Genomic DNA, 19,729 nt, shown 5'->3' on the forward strand with positions numbered 1-19,729 from the left:
TAGGCTCCGGGGGAGCGGGCAGAAGAATGCGGGGAGCTGCTCAAAATAAAGCAGCTCCCCGCATTGATGAATTCTTATTCGCTCGGCCAGGTTTCCGAAACGGCCTTGCGGGCAGCTTCGAAGTCGACCTGCCGGCCCTCATCGGCCAGCGCCGACCCCAGAGCCGCGATCGAGGACTGCACCACGCCCCGCGTCGCATCCACACCGTAGTGATTGACCCGGATCATCTCCTTGGACAGGGCCCCGCCGCCCGCGATCAGCGGCAGCGAGGGGTCGGTCGCGAGCGCCTTGGCGACCAGCCCGGCGGCGTCGACTCCCGCGGGGGCGCGCAGCGTCGTGGCGACCGGCGCCGCGTCCTTCGCCTCGTGCACGTACGGTGCCAGGCCGCCGCCGAGCGCCACCGCGCCCGCCCTCGTGGCCGCCGCGGCCGCCGCGTGCCGGGCCATCAGCGCCTCCGGGCCCTCCGCCTCGATCCGCTCCAGGCACGCCTCGAGCGCCAGCATCTCCAGCTGCGCGGGGGCGTGCAGGAGCGCCTTGCGGCCGCCGTCGATCCAGCGCTCCTTCCAGTCCAGGAGGGAGAGGTACGAGTGGCGAGGGGCCTCGGGGTTGGCGGCGATCCGCTCCCAGGCGCGCGCGCTCACCGACACCGCCGACACCCCGGCCGGGCCGCCCATCGCCTTCTGCGCGCCGATCACGCACAGGTCGACACCCCACACGTCCGGCAGCAGCGGCTCGGCGCCCACCGAGGCGACGGCGTCCAGCATGAAGAGCGCCCCGTGGGCCCGGACGACCTCACCGATCTCGGCGACCGGGTTGGTGTTGCCGGTGGCCGCCTCCGCGTGGACCAGCGAGACGAAATCGATCTCCGGGTGGGCGGCGAGCGCCTGCGCGACCTGGTCGGCGGTGACCGCCGTGTGGAACGGCACGGCCAGGTCGATCACATTGGCACCGCAGTCCCGCAGCCAGTTCCCGAAGGTCTGTCCGTACGGCCCCGTGACCACGTTCAGCGCGGTCGAACCGGGCCGGGCGCCGCCCCGGATGCAGCCTTCGAGAGGAAGCAGTGCCTCGCCCTGCATGATGACGACGTCCTGCTCGGTGGCGAGGAGACCGGCCACGCGCTGCTCGATGACGGCGAAGTGCGCGGCGGTGAGCGGGGCGAGGTCGAGGAAGGGGTGCGTCACGGTGGTGCTCTCTTCGGATCGGGTCGGCCTGCGGTTCGGCGTGCGAACAGCGCTTCCGTCGAGAGTACCCAGGGCCTCCCGGACACCGCCTCGTACAGTGCTGCCATGAGTGATCACAAGGCGCAGCCGGTGCTGCACGTGAAGGGGCGGGTGCTCGTCGGTCCCGACGACGTCAGGGACGAGCTGTGGGCGGTCGGCGGGCGGATCTCGTACGAGCGGCCACCCGGGGCGGACGCGGCGGAGACCGTCACCGGCTGGGTGCTGCCGGGTCTCGTCGATGCCCACTGCCATGTGGGGCTCGATCACCACGGCCCGGTCGACGCCGCCACCAGCGAGAAGCAGGCGCTCACCGACCGGGAGGCCGGCACGCTGCTCATCCGGGACGCCGGATCGCCCTCCGACACCCGGTGGATCGACGACCGGGAGGACCTTCCCAAGATCGTCCGGGCCGGCCGTCATATCGCCAGGACCCGCAGGTACATCCGGAACTACGCCCATGAGATCGAGCCCGGCGACCTCGTCGCGTACGTCGCGCAGGAGGCGCGGCGCGGCGACGGCTGGGTCAAGCTGGTCGGCGACTGGATCGACCGGGACGCCGGTGACCTGACCGCCTGCTGGCCGCGGGGCGAGGTCGAGGCGGCCATCGCCGAGGCACACCGGCTCGGCGCACGGGTCACCGCGCACTGCTTCGCCGAGGCCGCTCTCATCGATCTCGTCGAGGCCGGGATCGACTGCATCGAGCATGCGACGGGCCTGACCGAGGACACCATTCCGCTCTTCGCCGAGCGCGGCGTCGCGATCGTCCCGACGCTGGTCAACATCGCCACGTTCCCGGACCTCGCGACGGGTGGCGAGGCCAAGTTCCCGCGCTGGTCGGCGCATATGCGGCAGCTGTACGAGCGCCGTTACGACACCGTGCGCGCGGCGTACGACGCAGGGGTGCCGGTCTATGTCGGCACCGACGCGGGCGGCTCGCTGGCCCATGGACTCGTGGCGGCGGAGGTCGCCGAACTGGTCAAGGCCGGCATCCCGGCGCGCGAGGCGCTCTCGGCGACCGCCTGGGGTGCCCGCGCATGGCTCGGGCGGCCGGGGCTGGAGGAGGGCGCCCCGGCGGACCTGGTGGTGTACGACGAGGACCCGCGGGCGGACGTACGGGTGCTGGCGGCGCCGCGGCAGGTGGTGCTGAACGGGCGGGTGATCGGCTGACGCCACCGTGTCCCAGCAGAAAGGGTGACACGTTGACAGCCAGTGTCCGAACCGCCCTCGCGCTCGTTGCAGCACTTCTGCGCACACTCCGGTGCGCTTGCGCCACACCACCCATGCGCTCGGCGGAACGGGTGACGGTGAGGAGCACCGAAGGAACAGACGTACCTCGATATTCGAATACAGGCGCGGAAACCCCCCCTTGGAGTGAACTCGCCGCAGGTGTCTGTCAGTTCACCCTCTGTGCGTAAAGATTCACGGAGTCGAGGTCACCGGCGCCCGCGATGTCCCCCATTGGGCGGTGCCGGTGGCTCCATGTCTCTTGTGGGGGTTCCACCATTTTGAACAGCAACACCTTCCGCCTGGCCGCCCTGGCGGTCGCCGCCGCTCCTGTCGCTCTGCTGGTCGCCGCCCCGGCGCACGCCACCGGAGCCACCACGACCACCGGTGGCGGGAAGGCGAGCGCGGTCGTGCTCCGTACCGCACTCGATGTATCGCTCCTGAGCAAGACCGTCGATGTGCCGCTCAAGGCCACGCTGAACGAGGTGCACGCACCGGCGAGCGCCGAGCAGACCGCGCTCCGCGGGCGGCTCGACGGCGTGAATCACGGGCGCCCGTTCAGTGTGCTGCGCGCCGACGTGGCCACGGCGAAGGCGACCGTCGACAAGCGCCGGGCGGAGGGTTACAGCAACCTGGCGAAGGCCCGTGTGCATCTGCCCGGACTGCCGCTGCTCTCGCTCATCGAGGTCGAGAAGGTCACCTCGAAGGCGGTCTGCGAGGTGGGCCGCAAGCCCGTCGCCGAATCCAATGTGCTGGGCCGTGTCTCGGTCCTCGGCAAGCGGGTCACGCTCACCTCGGGCGGCACCACGCGGGTCGACGTGCCGGGTGTGGGCGAGGTGACGCTCGACCTGTCGAAGACGCGGGCCACGTCCCGTACCGCGGCGGCCGCCGCGCTCCGGCTGGAGGTGTCGGTCAACCCGCTCAAGCTGAACGTCGCCGACGTCAAGGGGGAGGTCACGCTCGCCGAGGCGACCTGCGAGACCCCGAAGGGGCCCGAGCCCACCAAGCCGGCGGGCGGCAGCGACGGCGGTTCCGGCGACGGCGGCACCACCGGTGGCGACAGCGGCGACGGCGGAACCGAAGTGAAGCCCCAGACCGGGACCGGGCACGCCCCGGCGGCGGTCGACACCAATCTCGCGGAGACCGGCGGCAGCTCCACGACGCCCTACATCGCAGGCGGCGCGGCCCTGCTGCTGGCGCTGGGTGCGGGCTCCATGGTCGTGGCCCGCAGGCGCGGCGCCCAGGACTGACGCGACCCGGCCCGAGGGGGGCCGAGGGGCGGCGTAACAGGGGACGGACGAGCAACAGGGAGGCGGGGAGCGGTGTTCGCGTGATCTCACGCGAACACCGCTCCCCGCCCGTGCCTGAGATCAGCCGGGCCCCTGACCGTCAGCGGCCGACGAGGACCAGCGCCTGATCGAGCGCCTGCAGAAAGCGGTTGGTGGTCGCACGGTCGCGTACGGCCAGCCGCAGCCACTCGGGGCCGAGACCCGGAAAAGTGTCGCCGCGCCGCGCCGCGAACCCCAGCGTCCGCAGCCGCTCCCGCACCTGCGCGCCCCGCTCCAGCCGGACCAGCACGAACGGTCCGTCGGCCGGCTCCGCCACCCGCACCTCGGCGAACTCCATGAGCCCCGCCACCAAATGGGCCCGGTCCACCGCGATCCGGTCCGCGGCGGCGGCCGCCTCCGCCAGCGCCCGCGGCTCCATGCACGCCTCGGCCGCCGCCAGCGCCGGCGAGGACACCGGCCACAGCGGCTGGGCCTCCTGCAGTGCGCCGACGGTCTCCGGACCGGCCAGTACGTAACCGATCCGCAGCCCCGCCAGTCCCCACGTCTTGGTGAGGCTGCGCAGCACGACGAGGCCGGGGATGTCCGTACGCCCGCACAGCGCCTCGCGCTCGCCCGGGACCGCGTCCATGAATGCCTCGTCGACCACCAACGTCCGTCCGGGGCGGGCCAGTTTCTCCAGTGCGGCCGCCGGATGCAGGACCGACGTCGGGTTGGTCGGATTGCCGACGACCACCAGATCCGCCTCATCGGGCACGGCCGCCGGATCCAGCCGGAAGCCGTCCTCGGCGCGCAGCAGCACCCGCCGGACCTCGTGCCCGGCCGCGCGCAGCGCCGCCTCGGGCTCGGTGAACTGTGGATGGACGACGACCGGCCGCCGGGCCGGCAGCGCCCGGGCGATCAGCACGAACGCCTCCGCCGCGCCCGCCGTCAACAACACCCGTTCCACCGGCAGCCGGTGCCGCTGCGCGACCGCGGCCCGCGCCGGGCCCCCGTCCGGGTAGACGGCGAGCGTGGCGAGAGAGGCGGCTATTCGTCCCCTCAGCCAGGCCGGGGGCGTATCCGTGCGTACATTGACGGCGAGATCGGTCAGATCCCGGCCGCGTACCTCCGCGTCACCGTGATGCCGCAGATCGTGCCCGCCCGCGCTGTTCACGTCGGGACTCTCAGTGGGAGTGTGCATGACTTCCAGGGGGGTGTGGGGGGACTGGTTCATGACTGTGGGGTGGAGCGACAGCAGGACGACTATGTGCCCGGCACCGGGCTCCACGCAACGGTCGGATCCGGATGCGCGTGCGACGCCCGCCGGGCCACCGCACACGTCACCTTCCCCGCCCGCCCCCGGGGGCTCGACTTCCGCTTCGGTACGAGCAGTTCGTCCGCGCCGACGAGAGCCGCCGCCTCCGCGACCGACGGCGTGCCGACCGCTGCGAGCGACACACCCGACGGATTCGGTACGACAACCGCGGCCAGCTCGTCCGCGCGGTACGCACGCACCGGTACGCCCAGCCGCGCCGCAGCGCCGACGATCCCCGGCTCGTCCGCCTTGGCGTCGACGGTCGCCAACTCCACGACGCTGCGGGGCGAGAGACCGGCTTCTCGCAGTACGGAAAGGACGAGCCCCAGTACTTCGCCGACCGTCACACCGCTGCCCGCCCCGACCCCGACGACCAGCAAAGCCATGGGAGAAATCCTTTCGCCGACTCGAGGGACGGGGCGGGCCCGGGATGCGGGCACCGGGGTGCGTTACCGACTGCTACCACCGTGGGCATCGCGGACCGACGGTGTCATTCCGCGGCCCGCCCGACGAACCGCCGGGCGATGCCCGGCGCCGAAGCCCAGTGCGTATGCAGATAGCTGGCATGGACGCCCTGTTGCACGAAGCCCTCCACACGCCGCTCCGGCAGATGCATGCCCCATGCGGGCGCGGAACCGGCACCCGGCTCCAGCACCGTCCGGTGGAACTCGTGCCCGCGCAGCCGTGTGCCGACCGCGGCCAGCGCACTGTCGGTGATCGCGACGGCCTCCCGGTAGCCGAGCGTCAGCCGCTTCGACATCCGGCCCTCGGCGTCGAGCACCCCGCACATCGGCAGCCCGTCGAGCGAACGCGACAGATAGAGCAGCCCGGCGCACTCGGCCGCGACCGGCGCCCCGGCGGCCGCGAGATCGGCAACGGCCTTGCGGAGCGGCTCGTTGGCGGACAGCTCGGGGGCGTAGACCTCCGGGAACCCGCCGCCGATCACGAGCCCCCGGGTGCCCTCGGGCAGAGCCACGTCCCGCAGCGGATCGAACGTCACGACCTCGGCCCCGGCGGCGGCGAGGAGCTCGCTGTGCTCCGCGTAGGAGAAAGTGAACGCCGGCCCCCCGGCCACGGCAATGACGGGCCGGCCACGACCGGGGCCGTCCGGGCCACCACTCTCCGGTCCGTCCGGCGTCCGAGCACCGGAGCCCAGGTTCCGGGAAGGGCCGGGCAGGGGAACGACCGCGTCGCAGGCGCCTCCGCCTGCCACCGCACCCCGCACGGCCTCCACCGGTTCCCACGCCCCCGAGCCCGCAGGCGACCGGGGCGCCGACCGCGCCAACGCCATCAACGCATCCAGATCACACCCGGCGCCCACCTGCGCGCCCATCGCCGCGACTGCGGACACCGCATCGCCCCGCCGCTCGGCCACCGGCACCAGTCCCAGATGCCGCGAGGGCGTGGCCACCTGCTCGGCCCGCCGCAGCACCCCCATCACCGGCACACCGGACTCGTCCAGCGCCTCCCGGAGCAGCATCTCGTGCCGGTCCGAGCCGACCTTGTTGAGGATCACCCCGCTGATCCGTACCTCCGGATCCCACGAGGCGAAGCCGTGCACCAGCGCGGCGACCGACCGCGACTGCGACGACGCGTCCACGACCAGCACCACCGGTGCCTGCAGCAACTTCGCGACGTGGGCGGTCGACGCCAACTCACCCTGCCCGGAAGCCCCGTCGTACAGCCCCATCACCCCCTCGACGATCGCCAGGTCGCACCCACGCGCCCCGTGCGCGAACAGCGGAGCGACCAGCTCCGGCCCGCACATGTACGCGTCGAGGTTGCGCCCCGCCCGCCCGGTGGCCAGCGAGTGATAGCCGGGGTCGATGTAGTCGGGTCCGACCTTGTGCGGCGACACGGCGAGACCGCGCTGAGTGAAGGCCGCCATCAGACCCGTCGCCACGGTGGTCTTGCCGCTGCCGGAGGCCGGCGCGGCAATCACCAGTCGCGGAATCGTCACCACTCGATGCCCCTCTGGCCCTTCTGCCCGGCGTCCATCGGGTGCTTCACCTTCGACATGTCGGTCACCAGATCGGCGGCCTCGACGAGCTTCTCCGGGGCATTGCGTCCGGTGATCACCACATGCTGCGTGCCGGGACGGTTCCGCATCACCTCGACCACCTCGTCGGTGTCGATCCAGCCCCAGTGCATCGGGTACGCGAACTCGTCGAGGACATACAGCTTGTACGTCTCGGCCGCCAGGTCACGCTTGACCTGCTCCCAGCCCTCCCGGGCCTTCTCCTCGTTGTCCGCGTTGTCGCCGTGCAGGCCGCGCTGCACCCACGACCAGCCCTCGCCCATCTTGTGCCAGGCGACCGTGCCGCCCTCACCGCTCGCGCCGAGCACCTTCAGCGCGTTCTCCTCGCCGACCTTCCACTTCGCCGACTTGACGAACTGGAACACCCCGATCGGCCAGCCCTGGTTCCAGGCGCGCAGCGCGAGTCCGAACGCGGCCGTCGACTTGCCCTTGCCGATACCGGTGTGGACGAAGAGCAGCGGACGGTTGCGGCGCTGGCGAGTCGTGAGCCCGTCGTCCGGCACGGTGGTCGGCTGTCCCTGCGGCATCAAGCTGCCCTCCTGTTGGATCCGTTGGTTCCCTGGGTTCCCTGAACGTCCCTGACGAGTCCGGCGATCGAGTCGGCCCGCAGCTCGTCGAGCGTGACGGCGGTGCCGCCGAGATCGCGCGCCAACCGGCCGGCCAGCCCGAGCCGCACGACCCCCGACTCGCAGTCCACGACGACGGACGCCGTGCCCTCGGCCTCGTGCAGCCGCGCGGCCCGCGCGGCCAGCGCCACCGGGTCCGGGCCACCGGTCGCCCGCCCGTCCGTCACCACGACCAGCAGCGGCCGCCGCGACGGATCGCGCAGCCGCTCCACCCGCAGCACGTCATGGGCCTTCAGCAGACCGGCGGCGAGGGGGGTACGTCCACCGGTCGGCAGCGTCTCCAGGCGTGCGGCGGCCGTGTCCACGGACGACGTCGGCGGCAGCGCCACTTCGGCGCCCTTGCCCCGGAAGGTGATCAGACCGACCTTGTCCCGCCGCTGGTACGCGTCCAGCAGCAGCGACAGCACCGCGCCCTTCACGGCACCCATGCGCTGCCGGGCGGCCATCGACCCGGATCCGTCCACGACGAAGAGCACCAGGTTCCCCTCGCGCCCCTCCCTGGTGGCCTGCCGCAGATCATCGCGCCGCACCACGAGGCCGCGCCCCGTGCGTCCGCGCGCGTGCTGGTGCGGGGCGGCGGCCTGCACGGTCGCCGTCAGATGCAGCTTGGTCAGCAGCCCCTCGGGCCGCCGCGCACCGGTCGTGCGACCGTGCTCGGTACGCGCCCGGGACCGCCGCCCCGCCGCACCCTCGCCGATCCCCGGCACACTGAGCATCTTCGTCCGGAACGGCTCGGCAGCTCGTACGGGCTGCTGCTCACCGCCCCCGGCCGGGCGGCCCTGCGAGGGGAGTCCGGGCGTGTCGCCGTCCCCCGCCTCGGGCTGCGGCGGCGTGTCGGGCCCGTCCCCCTGCGGCGGCTGCCCACCCCCATCCGGCCCGTCCGGACCGGGGTCGTCCCCGCCGCCGTCCCCTTCACCGCTGTTCTGCTCCAGCGTGTCGTCGAGCTTGTCCTCGTCGAGACCGGGCGCGTCGAACGGGTTGCGGCGCCGCCGGTGCGGGAGCGCGAGGAGCGCTGCCTGCCGGACGTCCTCGGCGAGCACGTCGGTACGTCCCGCCCACGCGGCCAGAGCGGTCGCGGTGCGGGCCATCACGATGTCGGCGCGCATCCCGTCGACCTCGAAGGCAGCGCAGGTGGCGGCGATCTGGCGCAGGGCACGGTCCCCGAGCGTCACCTGAGGAAGCAGCGCCCGCGCGGCAGCGATCCGCTCCCGCAACGCACCTTCCTCATCGGCCCACCGGGCGGCGAACCCGGCCGGATCGTCGTCGTACGCGAGCCGCCGCCGCACCACCTCGACCCGCTGGTCGGTCTCGCGCGACGCCGCGACCTCGACGGTCAGCCCGAACCGGTCGAGCAACTGCGGCCGCAGCTCGCCCTCTTCGGGATTCATCGTCCCGACGAGCAGGAACCGTGCGGCATGCCGTACGGAGACGCCTTCGCGCTCCACGTACGAGGCGCCCATGGCCGCCGCATCCAGCAGCAGGTCCACCAGGTGGTCGTGGAGCAGGTTGACCTCGTCGACGTACAGGATTCCGCGATGTGCATCGGCGAGGAGCCCCGGCTCGAACGCCTTGACCCCCTCGGCGAGCGCCCGCTCGATGTCGAGCGCCCCGACGAGCCGGTCCTCGGACGCGCCCACCGGCAGCTCCACGGTCCGAGCCGCCCGCGACACGCCGCCCCCGGCCTCGTGAGGCCCATCGGGACACGCGGGATCGGGCGACACCGGGTCACACGAGAACCGGCACCCGGAGACGACACCGACCTCGGGCATGAGTGCGGCAAGCGCCCGTACGGCGGTGGACTTGGCGGTTCCCTTCTCCCCACGCACGAGCACTCCACCGACAGCGGGCGATACGGCGTTCAGCAACAATCCGAGCCGCAGATCGTCCTGCCCGACGATGGCAGTGAAGGGATACGGGGTAGTCACAAAGCCTCCTTGACGACGTCATCCATCCAAGAACCGGCGCCCCGGCCGGGCCCGCCGTCCAGCGTGACCGGACGGCTGCTCAGCCCGTCCCGTGCCTGAGCACCGGGGTCCGGGGCGGAGCCCCGGTCACGGGAAGGGGCGGCACCGGGAACGGAGCCCGCCGCGGGTGCCCCTCTCACGCCGATCCCCCGGTCACCCCGGCGCCGCGCCCCCCACGGGCCGCCGGCACCTCCGGGGCACCGGGGCCCACGAACGGCAGTCCTCCCGGCACCCCCGCCTCGATCAACCGCATCAACGCCCCCGTATCCGCATGCTCCTCGATCAAATCCCCCAGCCGGTCCAACTGCTCCTCCCGCAGCGCCCCGAAACTCGTGTCCGGCGCCGGCACGAACCGCCGCCCCGCAGCCGCCGCGACCTCCACCAGGAACCGGCGCCGGAACGCATCGCTCTCCAGCGAGCCGTGCCAGTGCGTGCCCCACACCGCCCCCACCCGGCACCCGTCCAGGAACGGCTCGCCGCCCCGGACATCGGCGACGCCGTGATGGATCTCGTACCCCTCCACCGGCTCCCCGAGCGCCGAACCGACCGGCCGGGCCAGGGTCTTCTCCCGGTCGAACCGGATCCGTACCGGAAGTAGCCCGAGCCCGTCGACCTGCCCGGCCCGCGACTCCACCTCGTCCTCGATGCGCTCACCGAGCACCTGGAACCCGCCACAGATGCCGAGCACCGGACGCCCCTGCGCGGCCCGCCGCAGCAGCGCGTCGGCCAGCCCCCGTTCGCGCAGCCAGGCCAGCGCCTTCACCGTGCCGCGCGTGCCGGGCACGATCACCAGGTCCGCGTCGGCCAGCTCCTCCGCCCGGTCCACGAACCGCACCACCACACCCGGTTCGGCGGCCAGCGCGTCCACATCGGTGAAGTTCGACATCAGCGGCACCGCGCACACCGCGACCCGCAGCACGTCCTCGCCGTGCGGAGGCGCGACGACCGACTCGCGTACGGCCCCGCGCAGCGAGATCCGCAGTCCGTCCTCCTCGTCGATGCCCAGGCCATGGGCGAACGGCAGCACTCCGTACGTCGGCCGCCCGGTCAGCCCGTGCAGCATGTCGAGCCCCGGCTCCAGCAGCGACACGTCGCCGCGGAACTTGTTGACCAGGTAGCCCGCGATCAGCGCCTGGTCCTCGGCGCTGAGCAGTGCCGTGGTGCCGAAGAAGGAGGCGAAGACACCGCCGCGGTCGATGTCGCCGACGACGACCACCGGGAACCGTGCGGCCCGCGCGATCCCCATGTTCACGATGTCGGTGCGGCGCAGATTGATCTCGGCCGGGCTGCCCGCCCCCTCGCAGATCACCGCGTCATACGTGCCGCGAAGCTGCTCCAGGCAGTCCACGACCGTGGAGAGCAGCGACTCCTGCCGTCCCCCGTGGTAGCCGCGTGCACTCATCTCGCCCACCGGCCTGCCCATCAGGACGACCTGGCTGGAGCGGTCGCTGCCGGGCTTGAGCAGTACCGGGTTCATCAGCGCGGTCGGCTCCACCCGGGCTGCCTGGGCCTGCATCGCCTGTGCACGTCCGATCTCCGCGCCCTCGCGGGTGACGAACGAGTTCAGCGACATGTTCTGCGCCTTGAACGGCGCGACCTTCACCCCCTGGCGCACCAGCCAGCGGCAGATGCCTGCCGTGACCACGCTCTTGCCCGCGTCCGACGTGGTTCCGGCGACCAGCAGTCCGCCGCTCATTTTCCGCTCCGTCCCGCGGCCGGGCGCCGCCCCGTGGACGACCGCCTTCCCGCGATCAGCCGGCCCGCCGCGCACACGCCGAGGGCCAGCACCCCCACCCGGCGCGACAGCCGCACCGCGCGCTCGATGTCCTCGGTCTCCACCGCACGGCCGGCCGCGCCGTTCAGCACCGGCCGGTGCTCGACACGGCCGCCGTACGCGAGGGTCCCGCCGAGCCGTACGCCGAGCGCGCCCGCGAACGAGGCCTCCACCGGCCCCGCGTTGGGGCTCGGGTGCTTGCCGGCGTCGGCCCGCCAGGCGCGTACCGCCCGACGTGGCTGCCCCCCGGCAACCACGGCGAGCGCGGCCGTGAGCCGGGCACCGGGCCAGCCGACGACGTCGTCCAGCCGGGCCGAGGCCCAGCCGTAGCGCAGATGGCGAGGTGATTTGTGCCCGACCATGGCGTCGAGGGTGTTGACGGCCCGGAAGGCGACGAGTCCGGGCACGCCGCCCAGCGCGCCCCACACCAGCGCGCCGACCACCGCGTCGGAGGTGTTCTCGGCGACGGACTCCACCACGGCGCGGGCGATCTGCGGCCCGTCGAGGGAGTGCGGGTCGCGGCCGCACAGATGGGGGAGCCGCTCACGGGCCAGTGCGATGTCACCGGCGGCCAGCGCGCCGCCGATGGCGCGGGCCTCGCGCCCCAGCGAGGTGCCGCCGACGACCGACCAGGTGGCGGCCGCGGTGAGGGCGACGGATGCGGCGGGATGACGGCGTACGGCACGGGCGGCCAGTGCGGCTCCGCCCGCGGCCCCTCCGGCGCAGACCAGGGTGTGCAGTGCGCCCCACCCGCGGTGGTCGCGCCACAGGCGGCGCTCGACGGCCGCGGCGGCCCGTCCGAACGCGGCGACCGGATGCCGCCGGCGGGGATCACCGAGCAGCAGATCACCGATCAGACCGGCCGTGGCGCCGTACGCGAAGATGCGGTCGGCTCGCACGGCTCAGCCGGCCGTTGCGCCTCGAAGGACCTTCGTACAGCCGGCTCCTGGTGGGAGCGGCACAGAAACGGACGACGACGCACGGCAGCCGGGCATGGCGATATGTCCTCACTCAGGGTCCGCGCCCTGGTTCGACGTGACCGGCGGCGAGAGTCTCCTGGCTCCCGGATCCGCAGTTCCCCCGGCCTTCCAACCCGCCTGCGCGAGCCGTGACTTCCGGTGTGGGGGACTGCTCCCCGGTGACAGTGGCGGGACCGCGCCGGATTCGCACCGGCTTCCTCTGCTGTCGCCGTAAATGGCTCCGGCAGTCCACCACGCTCCGCGAATGCCCGTCAACCTGGCCTTGACCTGCGGCGGCGCAGTGTGCGCAGACGCACATCGGGCCGGACACACGCGAGGTGTGTCCGGCCCGGTGAGACCCCGATGACGGAGTGCGGGTTGGTGCTCAGGCGACGATCAGATAGATCCCGTACGCGACCGCGGCCGCGCAGAGCCCGAAGCAGAGGTACGCGCCGGTGCGGGCGAGTGCCAGGGAGCCTGAGGTGGAGCCGCCCTGCGCCGCCGGTTCCGGCTGCTTGGAGAGGCCGACGATGCCCAGGGTGAAGAGGCCCACCAGCGCCACGGTGACGACGAGGGAGACGCCGAAGACGGAACCGAGAGCTGCCCAGTCGATGTTCATGGTGATCTGTCCTTACACCGTGGCGGGCCGCGCCGGATCGGCGACGGTTCCGGCCGGGGCCGGGATGGTGGTCTTGAGGTCCGTGTCCGTGGCTGCGGTCGCGTCCGCCGTCGTGGCCGGAGCCGCAGCCCCGGTGGGCGGCGGGGTGACGGCCGCCATGGCGGTGGTGATGACACCCGCCGGTTCGGCGTCGGGAGCGACATCGCCGTGACCGACCGGCTTGCGGCGGGACAGCAGCCAGATGGCGGCGGAACCGCCGATCAGCAGCATGGCGACGACGACGACACCCCAGGTGCCCTGCTTGGTGAGGAATTCCGCGCCCGCACCGACCAGACCGGCGGCCGGCAGGGTCAGACCCCAGGCGACGAACATCCGGGTCGCGGTGGACCAGCGGACCACACCGCCCCGGCGGCCCAGTCCCGCACCCATCACGGCGCCGGAGCACGACTGGGTGGTGGAGAGGGAGAAGCCGAGGTGCGAGGAGGCCAGGATGACCGTGGCCGCGCTGGTCTGGGCGGCGAAGCCCTGCGGCGGCTTGAGTTCGGTGAGGCCACTGCCCATGGTGCGGATGATGCGCCAGCCGCCGAGGTAGGTGCCGAGCGCGATGGCCATACCGGCGGAAACGATGACCCAGACCGGCGGGTTGGAGCCGGGGGAGAGAACGCCGCCGGTGACCAGGGCCAGGGTGATGATGCCCATGGTCTTCTGCGCGTCGTTGGTGCCGTGGGCGAGCGAGACCAGTCCGGCCGAGGCGATCTGGCCGGCGCGGTAGCCCTTGGCGGTGGCCTTCTCCTGGGCGTCGTTACGGACCTTGCCGCCGATCCGGTACGTCAGCCTGGTCGCCAGCAGTGCGGCGAGACCGGCGACGACCGGGGCCGCGACCGCGGGGAGCAGCACCTTGGTGACGACGGTGCCGCCGTCGACCGAGGACCAGCCCGCCGACATCACCGCGGCGCCGATGAGTCCGCCGAAGAGGGCGTGGGAGGAACTGGACGGCAGGCCGACCAGCCAGGTCAGCAGATTCCACAGAATGGCGCCGACGAGGGCCGCGAAGATGACTTCTGTCCGCAGCCCGTTCTCGTTGATGATCCCGCCGGAGATCGTTTTGGCGACCTCGATCGACAGGAACGCGCCGACCAGGTTGAGAGCGGCGGACATGGCCACCGCTGTCTTGGGTTTGAGAGCGCCGGTCGAGATGGTGGTGGCCATCGCGTTGGCGGTGTCATGGAAACCGTTCGTGAAATCGAACACTAGAGCTGTCACGATCACAATCGCGAGGAGCAGCGTGATGTGTTCCATTTACCCAGGCAATCGCTCGACGTCATTGGCTCGTGGACCGTAGGCAACCTGGGTGAACGGAAGATGAACTGGACGGGGCTCTGTGGTGACTCGAAGCGGAGTGGCGTTGATCGTTTCGTCCGCCACGCGGCAGTCGGAGGCCACCGCGGGGCGTGCGGTGGCTGGAATTCGCCGCCCTCGCCCCGTCCGGTGGGCCGCCGGTTCCGAGGGCGAATCCGCCGGAAAATCCGACAAAGAGATGTCGGTCACCCGACGATCTCCTGCCGCGCCCGCCCCGCTGACAGGATTCCCCCATGAGCGATCGGCATGAGGACGGAAGCGGCGCAACAGCCGCGCAGGACACACAGGATGCACACGCCGCACATGACGCACAGGACGCCGTCGAGCAGGCCTGGCACGGCGTCGTCGCCACCGCCCGCAGGACCGCGGCGGAGGGCCTGGTCGTCGGGACCTCGGGCAATGTGTCGGCGCGGGTCGGCGACCTCGTCCTGGTCACGCCGAGCGGTGTGCCCTACGACCGGCTCGGCCCCGGAGACACCGTCGCCGTCGACCTGGAGGGCCGCCAGGTCCTCGGCGAACTGACCCCGACCAGCGAACTCCCGCTCCATCTGGCGGTCTACCGCAACAGCGACGCGGCCGCCGTCGTGCACACCCACGCCGTGCACGCCACGGCCGTCTCCACCCTCGTCCCCGAGGTCCCGCTCGTGCACTACGCCGCCGCCATGCTCGGCGGCCCCGTCCGCACCGCGGCCTACGCGCGGTACGGAACGCAGGAGCTGGCCGACAACATGCTGGGCGCCCTGCGCGACCGCACAGGCTGTCTGCTCCGGAACCATGGGACCGTCACCTACGGATCCACCCTCGACGAGGCCTACGACCGCACCGCCCAGCTCGAATGGATGTGCAGGCTCTGGCTCACCGCCAGCTCCGTCCCCGGCCACTCCCCGTCCCTGCTCACCCGGGCCCAGCTGGACGAGGTGCAGGACGCCCTGAAGGGGTACGGGCAGCCCGGCTGACCGGGAGGCGCGCCCGCCCGCCCTGCCACCGGACGGCCCCCGCCCACTGGCAGGGTGCGGCGCACCCCCCGACACTGAAGCGGTGCGCCCGGCTACAGCGACGGCAGCAGCCGTCATCACCGTCCTCGGCGTCGGCGCGGCAGTGGTCGCGGCCGGCCGGTACGCCAGCGACGCCGCCCTCGGGCCGCCGTCCGGACGTCCCCTCCCCGCCGACCGCAAACTCACCGTGCACGCCACGGCGGCCGGACAGGTCACGCTCACCCGTTCCTTCGCCGCGCTCCGGCCCGGTACGTACGGACTGATGGGCGACGGCGTCCACGCTGTCGTCGGCCCGGTGATCGAACAGGCGCCGCACGCCGCCGATGCCGTCGTGCGCCGACTGGAACGCGTCAACAGCGGCAGCCTGGAACCCGGCACCCAGGTCCGGATCACACCCGCGCTGTACAGCGGCGACCCGGGCACCGCCCTCGGCCTCGACCACCAGGACGTCGAGATCCCCGGCGAACTCGGCTCCCTGCCCGCCTGGTTCCTGCCCGGCCCCCGGGACACCTGGGTCATCACCGTGCACGGCCTCGGCACCACCCGCGAACACCCCATGAATGTCATGAAATTCCTGCACGGGCTGCAGCTCCCGGTCCTCGACCCGGCCTATCGCGGCGACCCCGGAGCCCCACGTTCCCCGGACGGCCTCGCCCACCTCGGCGAGTCCGAATGGCGCGACCTGGACGCGGTGATCCGTTTCGCCGTGCGGTACGGCGCCGAGAAGGTCGTCCTGCACGGCTGGTCGACCGGCGCCTCGATGGCCCTGCACGCGGCCGTCAATTCCGCTCTCCGCGACCGGATCTGCGGCCTCGTCCTGGACTCCCCGGTGCTCGACTGGGCCACCACCCTGCGCGCCCTGGCCACCGCCCGCGGCGTCCCGTCCGCACTGATGCCGCTAGCCGTCCGCGCCGCCCAGGGCCAGACCGGACTGCACGGAGCCAGGCTCCTCGACACCTCCCTCCCGCAGGCCCTGCACGTCCCGACGCTGATCTTCCACGGCCCCGACGACACCCTGGCCCCGTGGCAACCGTCCCGCGATCTTGCCGCGCGCCGCCCCGACCTGGTCGCCCTGCACCCCGTGCCGCAGGCTCCGCATGCGGCCATGTGGAATGCCGGTCCGGCCCGTTACGAAGAGGCCATGCGGCGCTTCCTCACGCCCCTGATGTGACCTGATGCGATGGATCGACCGGTTGGTCCGGCCCGGTCCACCGCCCCTTCCCCCGCGAATTCGGGTTCCGTTTGGGCTTTCGGGCCGTCAGAGGCAAGACTGCTCCCGTGACGTCCCGTACCCCGCGCGACTCCAGGCTGCGACTTGTCCGCCCGCGACCCCTTGCCACCGCCCACAAGGTCGTGACCACCCGGCGCACCAGGCCGGCCCCCCGGCCGCCCGAGGGCACCCCGCCCCGGGCGGAACTGGCCCGCCAGGCCAGGGCCGCGCTGGCCGACGCCGTACGGATCGCCCGCTGGGCCGCCGACGGCGCGAGCCCCGGCACGGCCCTGCTCGCCGCCCACGCTCTCGAACGGGCCGCGGCCGCACTGGAATTGTCCCCGGCGCAGGTGCGCTCCGGATGGGACCGGGCCCGCCTGGCCGGCCTGGTGGAGCTGCACGGCGAGACCGCACGCCCGGGCTGGCGGCTGCGTGCCTGGGACCGCGACGACTCCGCAGTGCTCCGCGGCTGGGTGGCGCTCTTCGACGCCTGGTCGCTCGTCCACCCGGCGCCGGAGGACATCGAGGCCACGGCGGTCGCCGAAGCCGTCGAGGCCGTGCCCCAGGTGCTCTCCCTCCTCCAGCTCTCGGCGGGCCCGGTCACCGTGCCCGCCCTCCTCGATCTTCTCGGCCAGCGCGTCGCGGAACTCCACGAGGAGCGCTGCGAGGTGCCGTACGGGCCGCAGGCGCTGCCCGAACCGGCCGAACCCGCCCCCACCGCACACCCCGCCGCCCTGGTGGCGCGCCTCCTCGACTGGGCCCTGGAGGGGCTGGCGGCCGTCGGCGCACTCACGCTCGGCGTCGGCCATGCCACCCTCACCCCGCTCGGCAACTGGGCGGTCTGGGTCAAGCTGGAACAGATCTGCGTCGCCGCCCAGAGCCCGGCCGGGAACATCGAGCAGTCCGCCGCCGACATGCTGCTCGGCTGCGCCCGGCTCACCCCGGGGCCTGCCCGCGCCGAGTACCGTGCCTGGCTCGCCGCCCGCCCCGTCGGCAGCGCCGTCGCCGAACTGCTCGCCGTCGCCCGCGGTGAGGACGCACTGCTGCGCGGACTCGCCTTCGAAGCGCTCCGGGTCGTCGGCGCCCCCGCCGAGCCCGTGGTGCGCTCCGTCGTCACTGATGCGTCGCTGCGTCCGTACGCACTGATCTGGCTGGCCGAGTACGACGGAGCCGACCCCGAGGACGCCCAGGAGGTCCTCAGCCGCGAGGAGTCCACCTGGCTCTGGGTCGACACGGCGGCGGCCGTTGCCGACCACGGCGAGACCGCGCTGCTGATCCGCCATCTCGACTCGGCCGTCCAGGGCACCGTCCCGGCCCTGCTCGAAGAGGTACGGGCCGTCGGCCACCCGCGCACGGTCCAGGTGCTGGTGGCGCTGGCCGCCGCCCACCCGGATCCGGCCCTGGCCAAAGCCGTCCGCCGGGCGGCGTTCCAGGTGCACACCGGCGGTGCCTGACCGACCCCCGGCCGGCCGGCCGGGGCAGGACACAGGTTGCTCAGTCCGCGGACCCCGGGGCGTACGTCCCGAAGCTCCACACATTGCCCTCCGCGTCCCGCGCCATGTAGTCGCGCGAGCCGTAGTCCTGGTCCGTGGGCGGCATCAGGATCTCCACGCCGTGCTCCACGGCCCGGGCATGGTGCGCATCGACCTCGTCCACCACGACGTACACACCGCTCGGCCCCGCGCCCGCCATCGCCTTGGCGAAGACCCCTTCGCGGCCCTTCGAGCCCAGCATCACCCTGCCGTTGCCGCAGGACAGCTCCGCGTGCAGCACCGTGCCGTTCTTGCCCTCGTACACCGCTTCCTCGGTGAACCCGAGGCCCTCCGTGAGCGTCTTGATCGCGGCCTTGGCGTCGTCGTACAGAATCGTCGGATAGATCGTCGGAACCCCGGCCGATGCGCCTGCCATGGCGCTCACCCCATTTCGCACTCCGCTTGACCCTCTGCTGTGATCTGCGTCTCAGTCTTCCACCGGCCACTGACAACGGCCCGGACCGGCTCAGCGGAAGGTGTTGCAGTCGGCCATGTCGCCGCTGCGGAAGCCGGTGGTGAACCACTGCTGGCGCTGCGCGGCCGATCCGTGCGTCCAGGACTCGGGGGTGACCCGGCCCTGGAACCTCTCCTGGATCCGGTCGTCGCCGACCGCCGCGGCCGCGTCGAGCCCGTCCCGGATGTCCGCCGGCGTCAGCGAGGTGATCAGCGGCCGACCGGTCGACTCGTCGGGCGTGGTCGTCGCGTGGTGCGCCCAGACCCCGGCGTAGCAGTCGGCCTGCAGCTCCACCTTCACAGCGTTGCTGTTCGAGCCCGTCCGGCCGTCCTGCGACCGGCTCAGCGTCCCCATCTCGTCCTGCACATGGTGGCCGTACTCGTGCGCGACGACGTACGCCTCGGCGAACGGGCCGCCGCTCGATCCGAACTTCGTCCGCAGCTCGTCGAAGAACCCCAGGTCCAGATAGACCTGCCGGTCGCCCGGACAGTAGAACGGCCCGACCGCCGAGGTCGCGGCACCACAGGCGGTGCCGATCCGGTCGGTGAACAGAACCGTCTTCGCGTCCGGGTACCGCGCGCCCCGCCGGGCGAACTCCTGGCGCCAGAAGTCCTGCACGCTGTTGACGACCGCGACGGTCCGGCAGTCGTCCCGGGTGTTCGCGTCCTGGCCGGTCCGGCAGCTCTGCTCGACCTGCGCCGCCGAGGACGCGGTGGCCGTCGTACCCGAGTCACCCGACGAAAGGCCCAGCTGGTCGGGGCCGACACCGAAGAACAGCCCCAGGATCAGCGCGATGACACCGATGATGCCGCCGCCCACCGTGGCCTTGCCGCCCGGGATCCGGCTGCCGCGCACATCCCGGACCTCGGACGTGTCCAGATCGGCGTCGTCGTCGAACCGCATGGGGCACCACTCCCTGCTCCGGCCGCGGCTGCCTCACCGCCCTTCGCCGAGTATCAGACAGTTCATCCGCACCTGCCCCTTTTTGGTAACGGGGCGCAGTGGGCCGGCAGCAGTGGGCGAGCGCCCGGCGGTCCCGGTGGGGCAGCGGCGCCAGCACGCGGAAAAGCAGTTGCACACCGCCAGTAGACTGACCCCTATGGCAATTCTCCTTGTGCACTAGACGGCGTCGAGATAACTCCGCCCGTCGTCCCGCCCGCCGTCCATACCGC

Annotated in this window: 15 protein-coding genes, 1 pseudogene and 1 riboswitch; of the genes and pseudogenes, 5 read left to right on the top strand and 11 right to left on the bottom strand. The window is 72.6% G+C overall.

Features of this window, described 5'->3' with window-relative positions:
* Positions 1-74: 74 nt before the first annotated feature.
* Positions 75-1,181, bottom strand: coding sequence for an alanine--glyoxylate aminotransferase family protein (locus tag OHA03_RS23910; protein ID WP_267005840.1), 1,107 nt, complete (start codon positions 1,179-1,181; stop codon positions 75-77).
* Positions 1,182-1,286: 105 nt separating this feature from the next.
* Between OHA03_RS23910 and OHA03_RS23915 the strand changes: the two genes are divergently transcribed.
* Together OHA03_RS23915 and OHA03_RS23920 are read left to right on the top strand one after the other, a co-directional pair.
* Positions 1,287-2,387 carry an amidohydrolase family protein gene (locus tag OHA03_RS23915; protein WP_267005841.1) on the top strand — a complete coding sequence of 367 codons (1,101 nt, stop codon included), beginning with the start codon at positions 1,287-1,289 and terminating at the stop codon, positions 2,385-2,387.
* Between the two features lie 338 nt (positions 2,388-2,725).
* Entirely contained in the window at positions 2,726-3,694 is a 969-nt protein-coding gene (locus tag OHA03_RS23920) for an SCO1860 family LAETG-anchored protein (protein ID WP_267005842.1), read from the top strand.
* Positions 3,695-3,833: 139 nt separating this feature from the next.
* On the opposite strand, the pseudogene cobC reads toward OHA03_RS23920, so the two are convergent.
* The 8 genes and pseudogenes from cobC to OHA03_RS23965 form a co-directional block, all read right to left on the bottom strand.
* A pseudogene (gene cobC / locus OHA03_RS23925) lies at positions 3,834-5,413 on the bottom strand (Rv2231c family pyridoxal phosphate-dependent protein CobC).
* A 104-nt stretch (positions 5,414-5,517) separates the two neighbouring features.
* Positions 5,518-6,990 (bottom strand): cobyrinate a,c-diamide synthase, encoded by a 1,473-nt coding sequence (locus tag OHA03_RS23935; protein WP_267005844.1) that lies wholly within the window; start codon positions 6,988-6,990, stop codon positions 5,518-5,520.
* Positions 6,984-7,592: a cob(I)yrinic acid a,c-diamide adenosyltransferase gene (gene cobO / locus OHA03_RS23940; protein WP_030920034.1), complete on the bottom strand. Its 609-nt coding sequence runs from the start codon at positions 7,590-7,592 to the stop codon at positions 6,984-6,986. The genes OHA03_RS23935 and cobO overlap by 7 nt, the downstream gene beginning before the upstream one ends.
* Positions 7,592-9,616 carry a putative cobaltochelatase gene (locus OHA03_RS23945; protein WP_267005845.1) on the bottom strand — a complete coding sequence of 675 codons (2,025 nt, stop codon included), beginning with the start codon at positions 9,614-9,616 and terminating at the stop codon, positions 7,592-7,594. The genes cobO and OHA03_RS23945 overlap by 1 nt, the downstream gene beginning before the upstream one ends.
* Positions 9,617-9,791: 175 nt before the next feature.
* Complete coding sequence (locus OHA03_RS23950; RefSeq protein ID WP_267005846.1) at positions 9,792-11,351, bottom strand: cobyric acid synthase; 1,560 nt, start codon at positions 11,349-11,351, stop codon at positions 9,792-9,794.
* Positions 11,348-12,328: a cobalamin biosynthesis protein gene (locus OHA03_RS23955; protein WP_267005847.1), complete on the bottom strand. Its 981-nt coding sequence runs from the start codon at positions 12,326-12,328 to the stop codon at positions 11,348-11,350. Before OHA03_RS23955 ends, OHA03_RS23950 begins: the two co-directional genes overlap by 4 nt.
* A 150-nt stretch (positions 12,329-12,478) precedes the next feature.
* A riboswitch (cobalamin riboswitch) is annotated at positions 12,479-12,610 on the bottom strand.
* Positions 12,611-12,773: 163 nt separating this feature from the next.
* Positions 12,774-13,007: a hypothetical protein gene (locus OHA03_RS23960; protein ID WP_267005848.1), complete on the bottom strand. Its 234-nt coding sequence runs from the start codon at positions 13,005-13,007 to the stop codon at positions 12,774-12,776.
* 12 nt (positions 13,008-13,019) lie between these two features.
* Positions 13,020-14,306, bottom strand: coding sequence for an inorganic phosphate transporter (locus tag OHA03_RS23965; protein WP_267005849.1), 1,287 nt, complete (start codon positions 14,304-14,306; stop codon positions 13,020-13,022).
* Positions 14,307-14,599: 293 nt separating this feature from the next.
* Between OHA03_RS23965 and OHA03_RS23970 the strand changes: the two genes are divergently transcribed.
* From OHA03_RS23970 to OHA03_RS23980, 3 genes are all read left to right on the top strand, one after another.
* Positions 14,600-15,322 carry a class II aldolase/adducin family protein gene (locus OHA03_RS23970; protein WP_267005850.1) on the top strand — a complete coding sequence of 241 codons (723 nt, stop codon included), beginning with the start codon at positions 14,600-14,602 and terminating at the stop codon, positions 15,320-15,322.
* Between the two features lie 82 nt (positions 15,323-15,404).
* On the top strand, positions 15,405-16,532 hold the full coding sequence (locus OHA03_RS23975) for an alpha/beta hydrolase (protein WP_267005851.1): 1,128 nt from the start codon (positions 15,405-15,407) through the stop codon (positions 16,530-16,532).
* Positions 16,533-16,714: 182 nt separating this feature from the next.
* Complete coding sequence (locus tag OHA03_RS23980; protein ID WP_267008136.1) at positions 16,715-18,025, top strand: hypothetical protein; 1,311 nt, start codon at positions 16,715-16,717, stop codon at positions 18,023-18,025.
* 40 nt (positions 18,026-18,065) lie between these two features.
* Here OHA03_RS23980 and OHA03_RS23985 read toward each other — a convergent pair whose 3' ends face one another.
* Both OHA03_RS23985 and OHA03_RS23990 read right to left on the bottom strand, forming a co-directional pair.
* On the bottom strand, positions 18,066-18,479 hold the full coding sequence (locus OHA03_RS23985) for a VOC family protein (protein ID WP_267005852.1): 414 nt from the start codon (positions 18,477-18,479) through the stop codon (positions 18,066-18,068).
* Between the two features lie 90 nt (positions 18,480-18,569).
* The gene (locus OHA03_RS23990) at positions 18,570-19,460 is read right to left on the bottom strand and encodes a neutral zinc metallopeptidase (RefSeq protein WP_267005853.1); all 891 of its coding nucleotides are present in this window, start codon (positions 19,458-19,460) and stop codon (positions 18,570-18,572) included.
* Between the last annotated feature and the right edge of the window lie 269 nt (positions 19,461-19,729).

It is taken from the genome of Streptomyces sp. NBC_00154, assembly GCF_026342835.1.
In the GTDB taxonomy this organism is placed as follows: Bacteria; Actinomycetota; Actinomycetes; order Streptomycetales; family Streptomycetaceae; genus Streptomyces.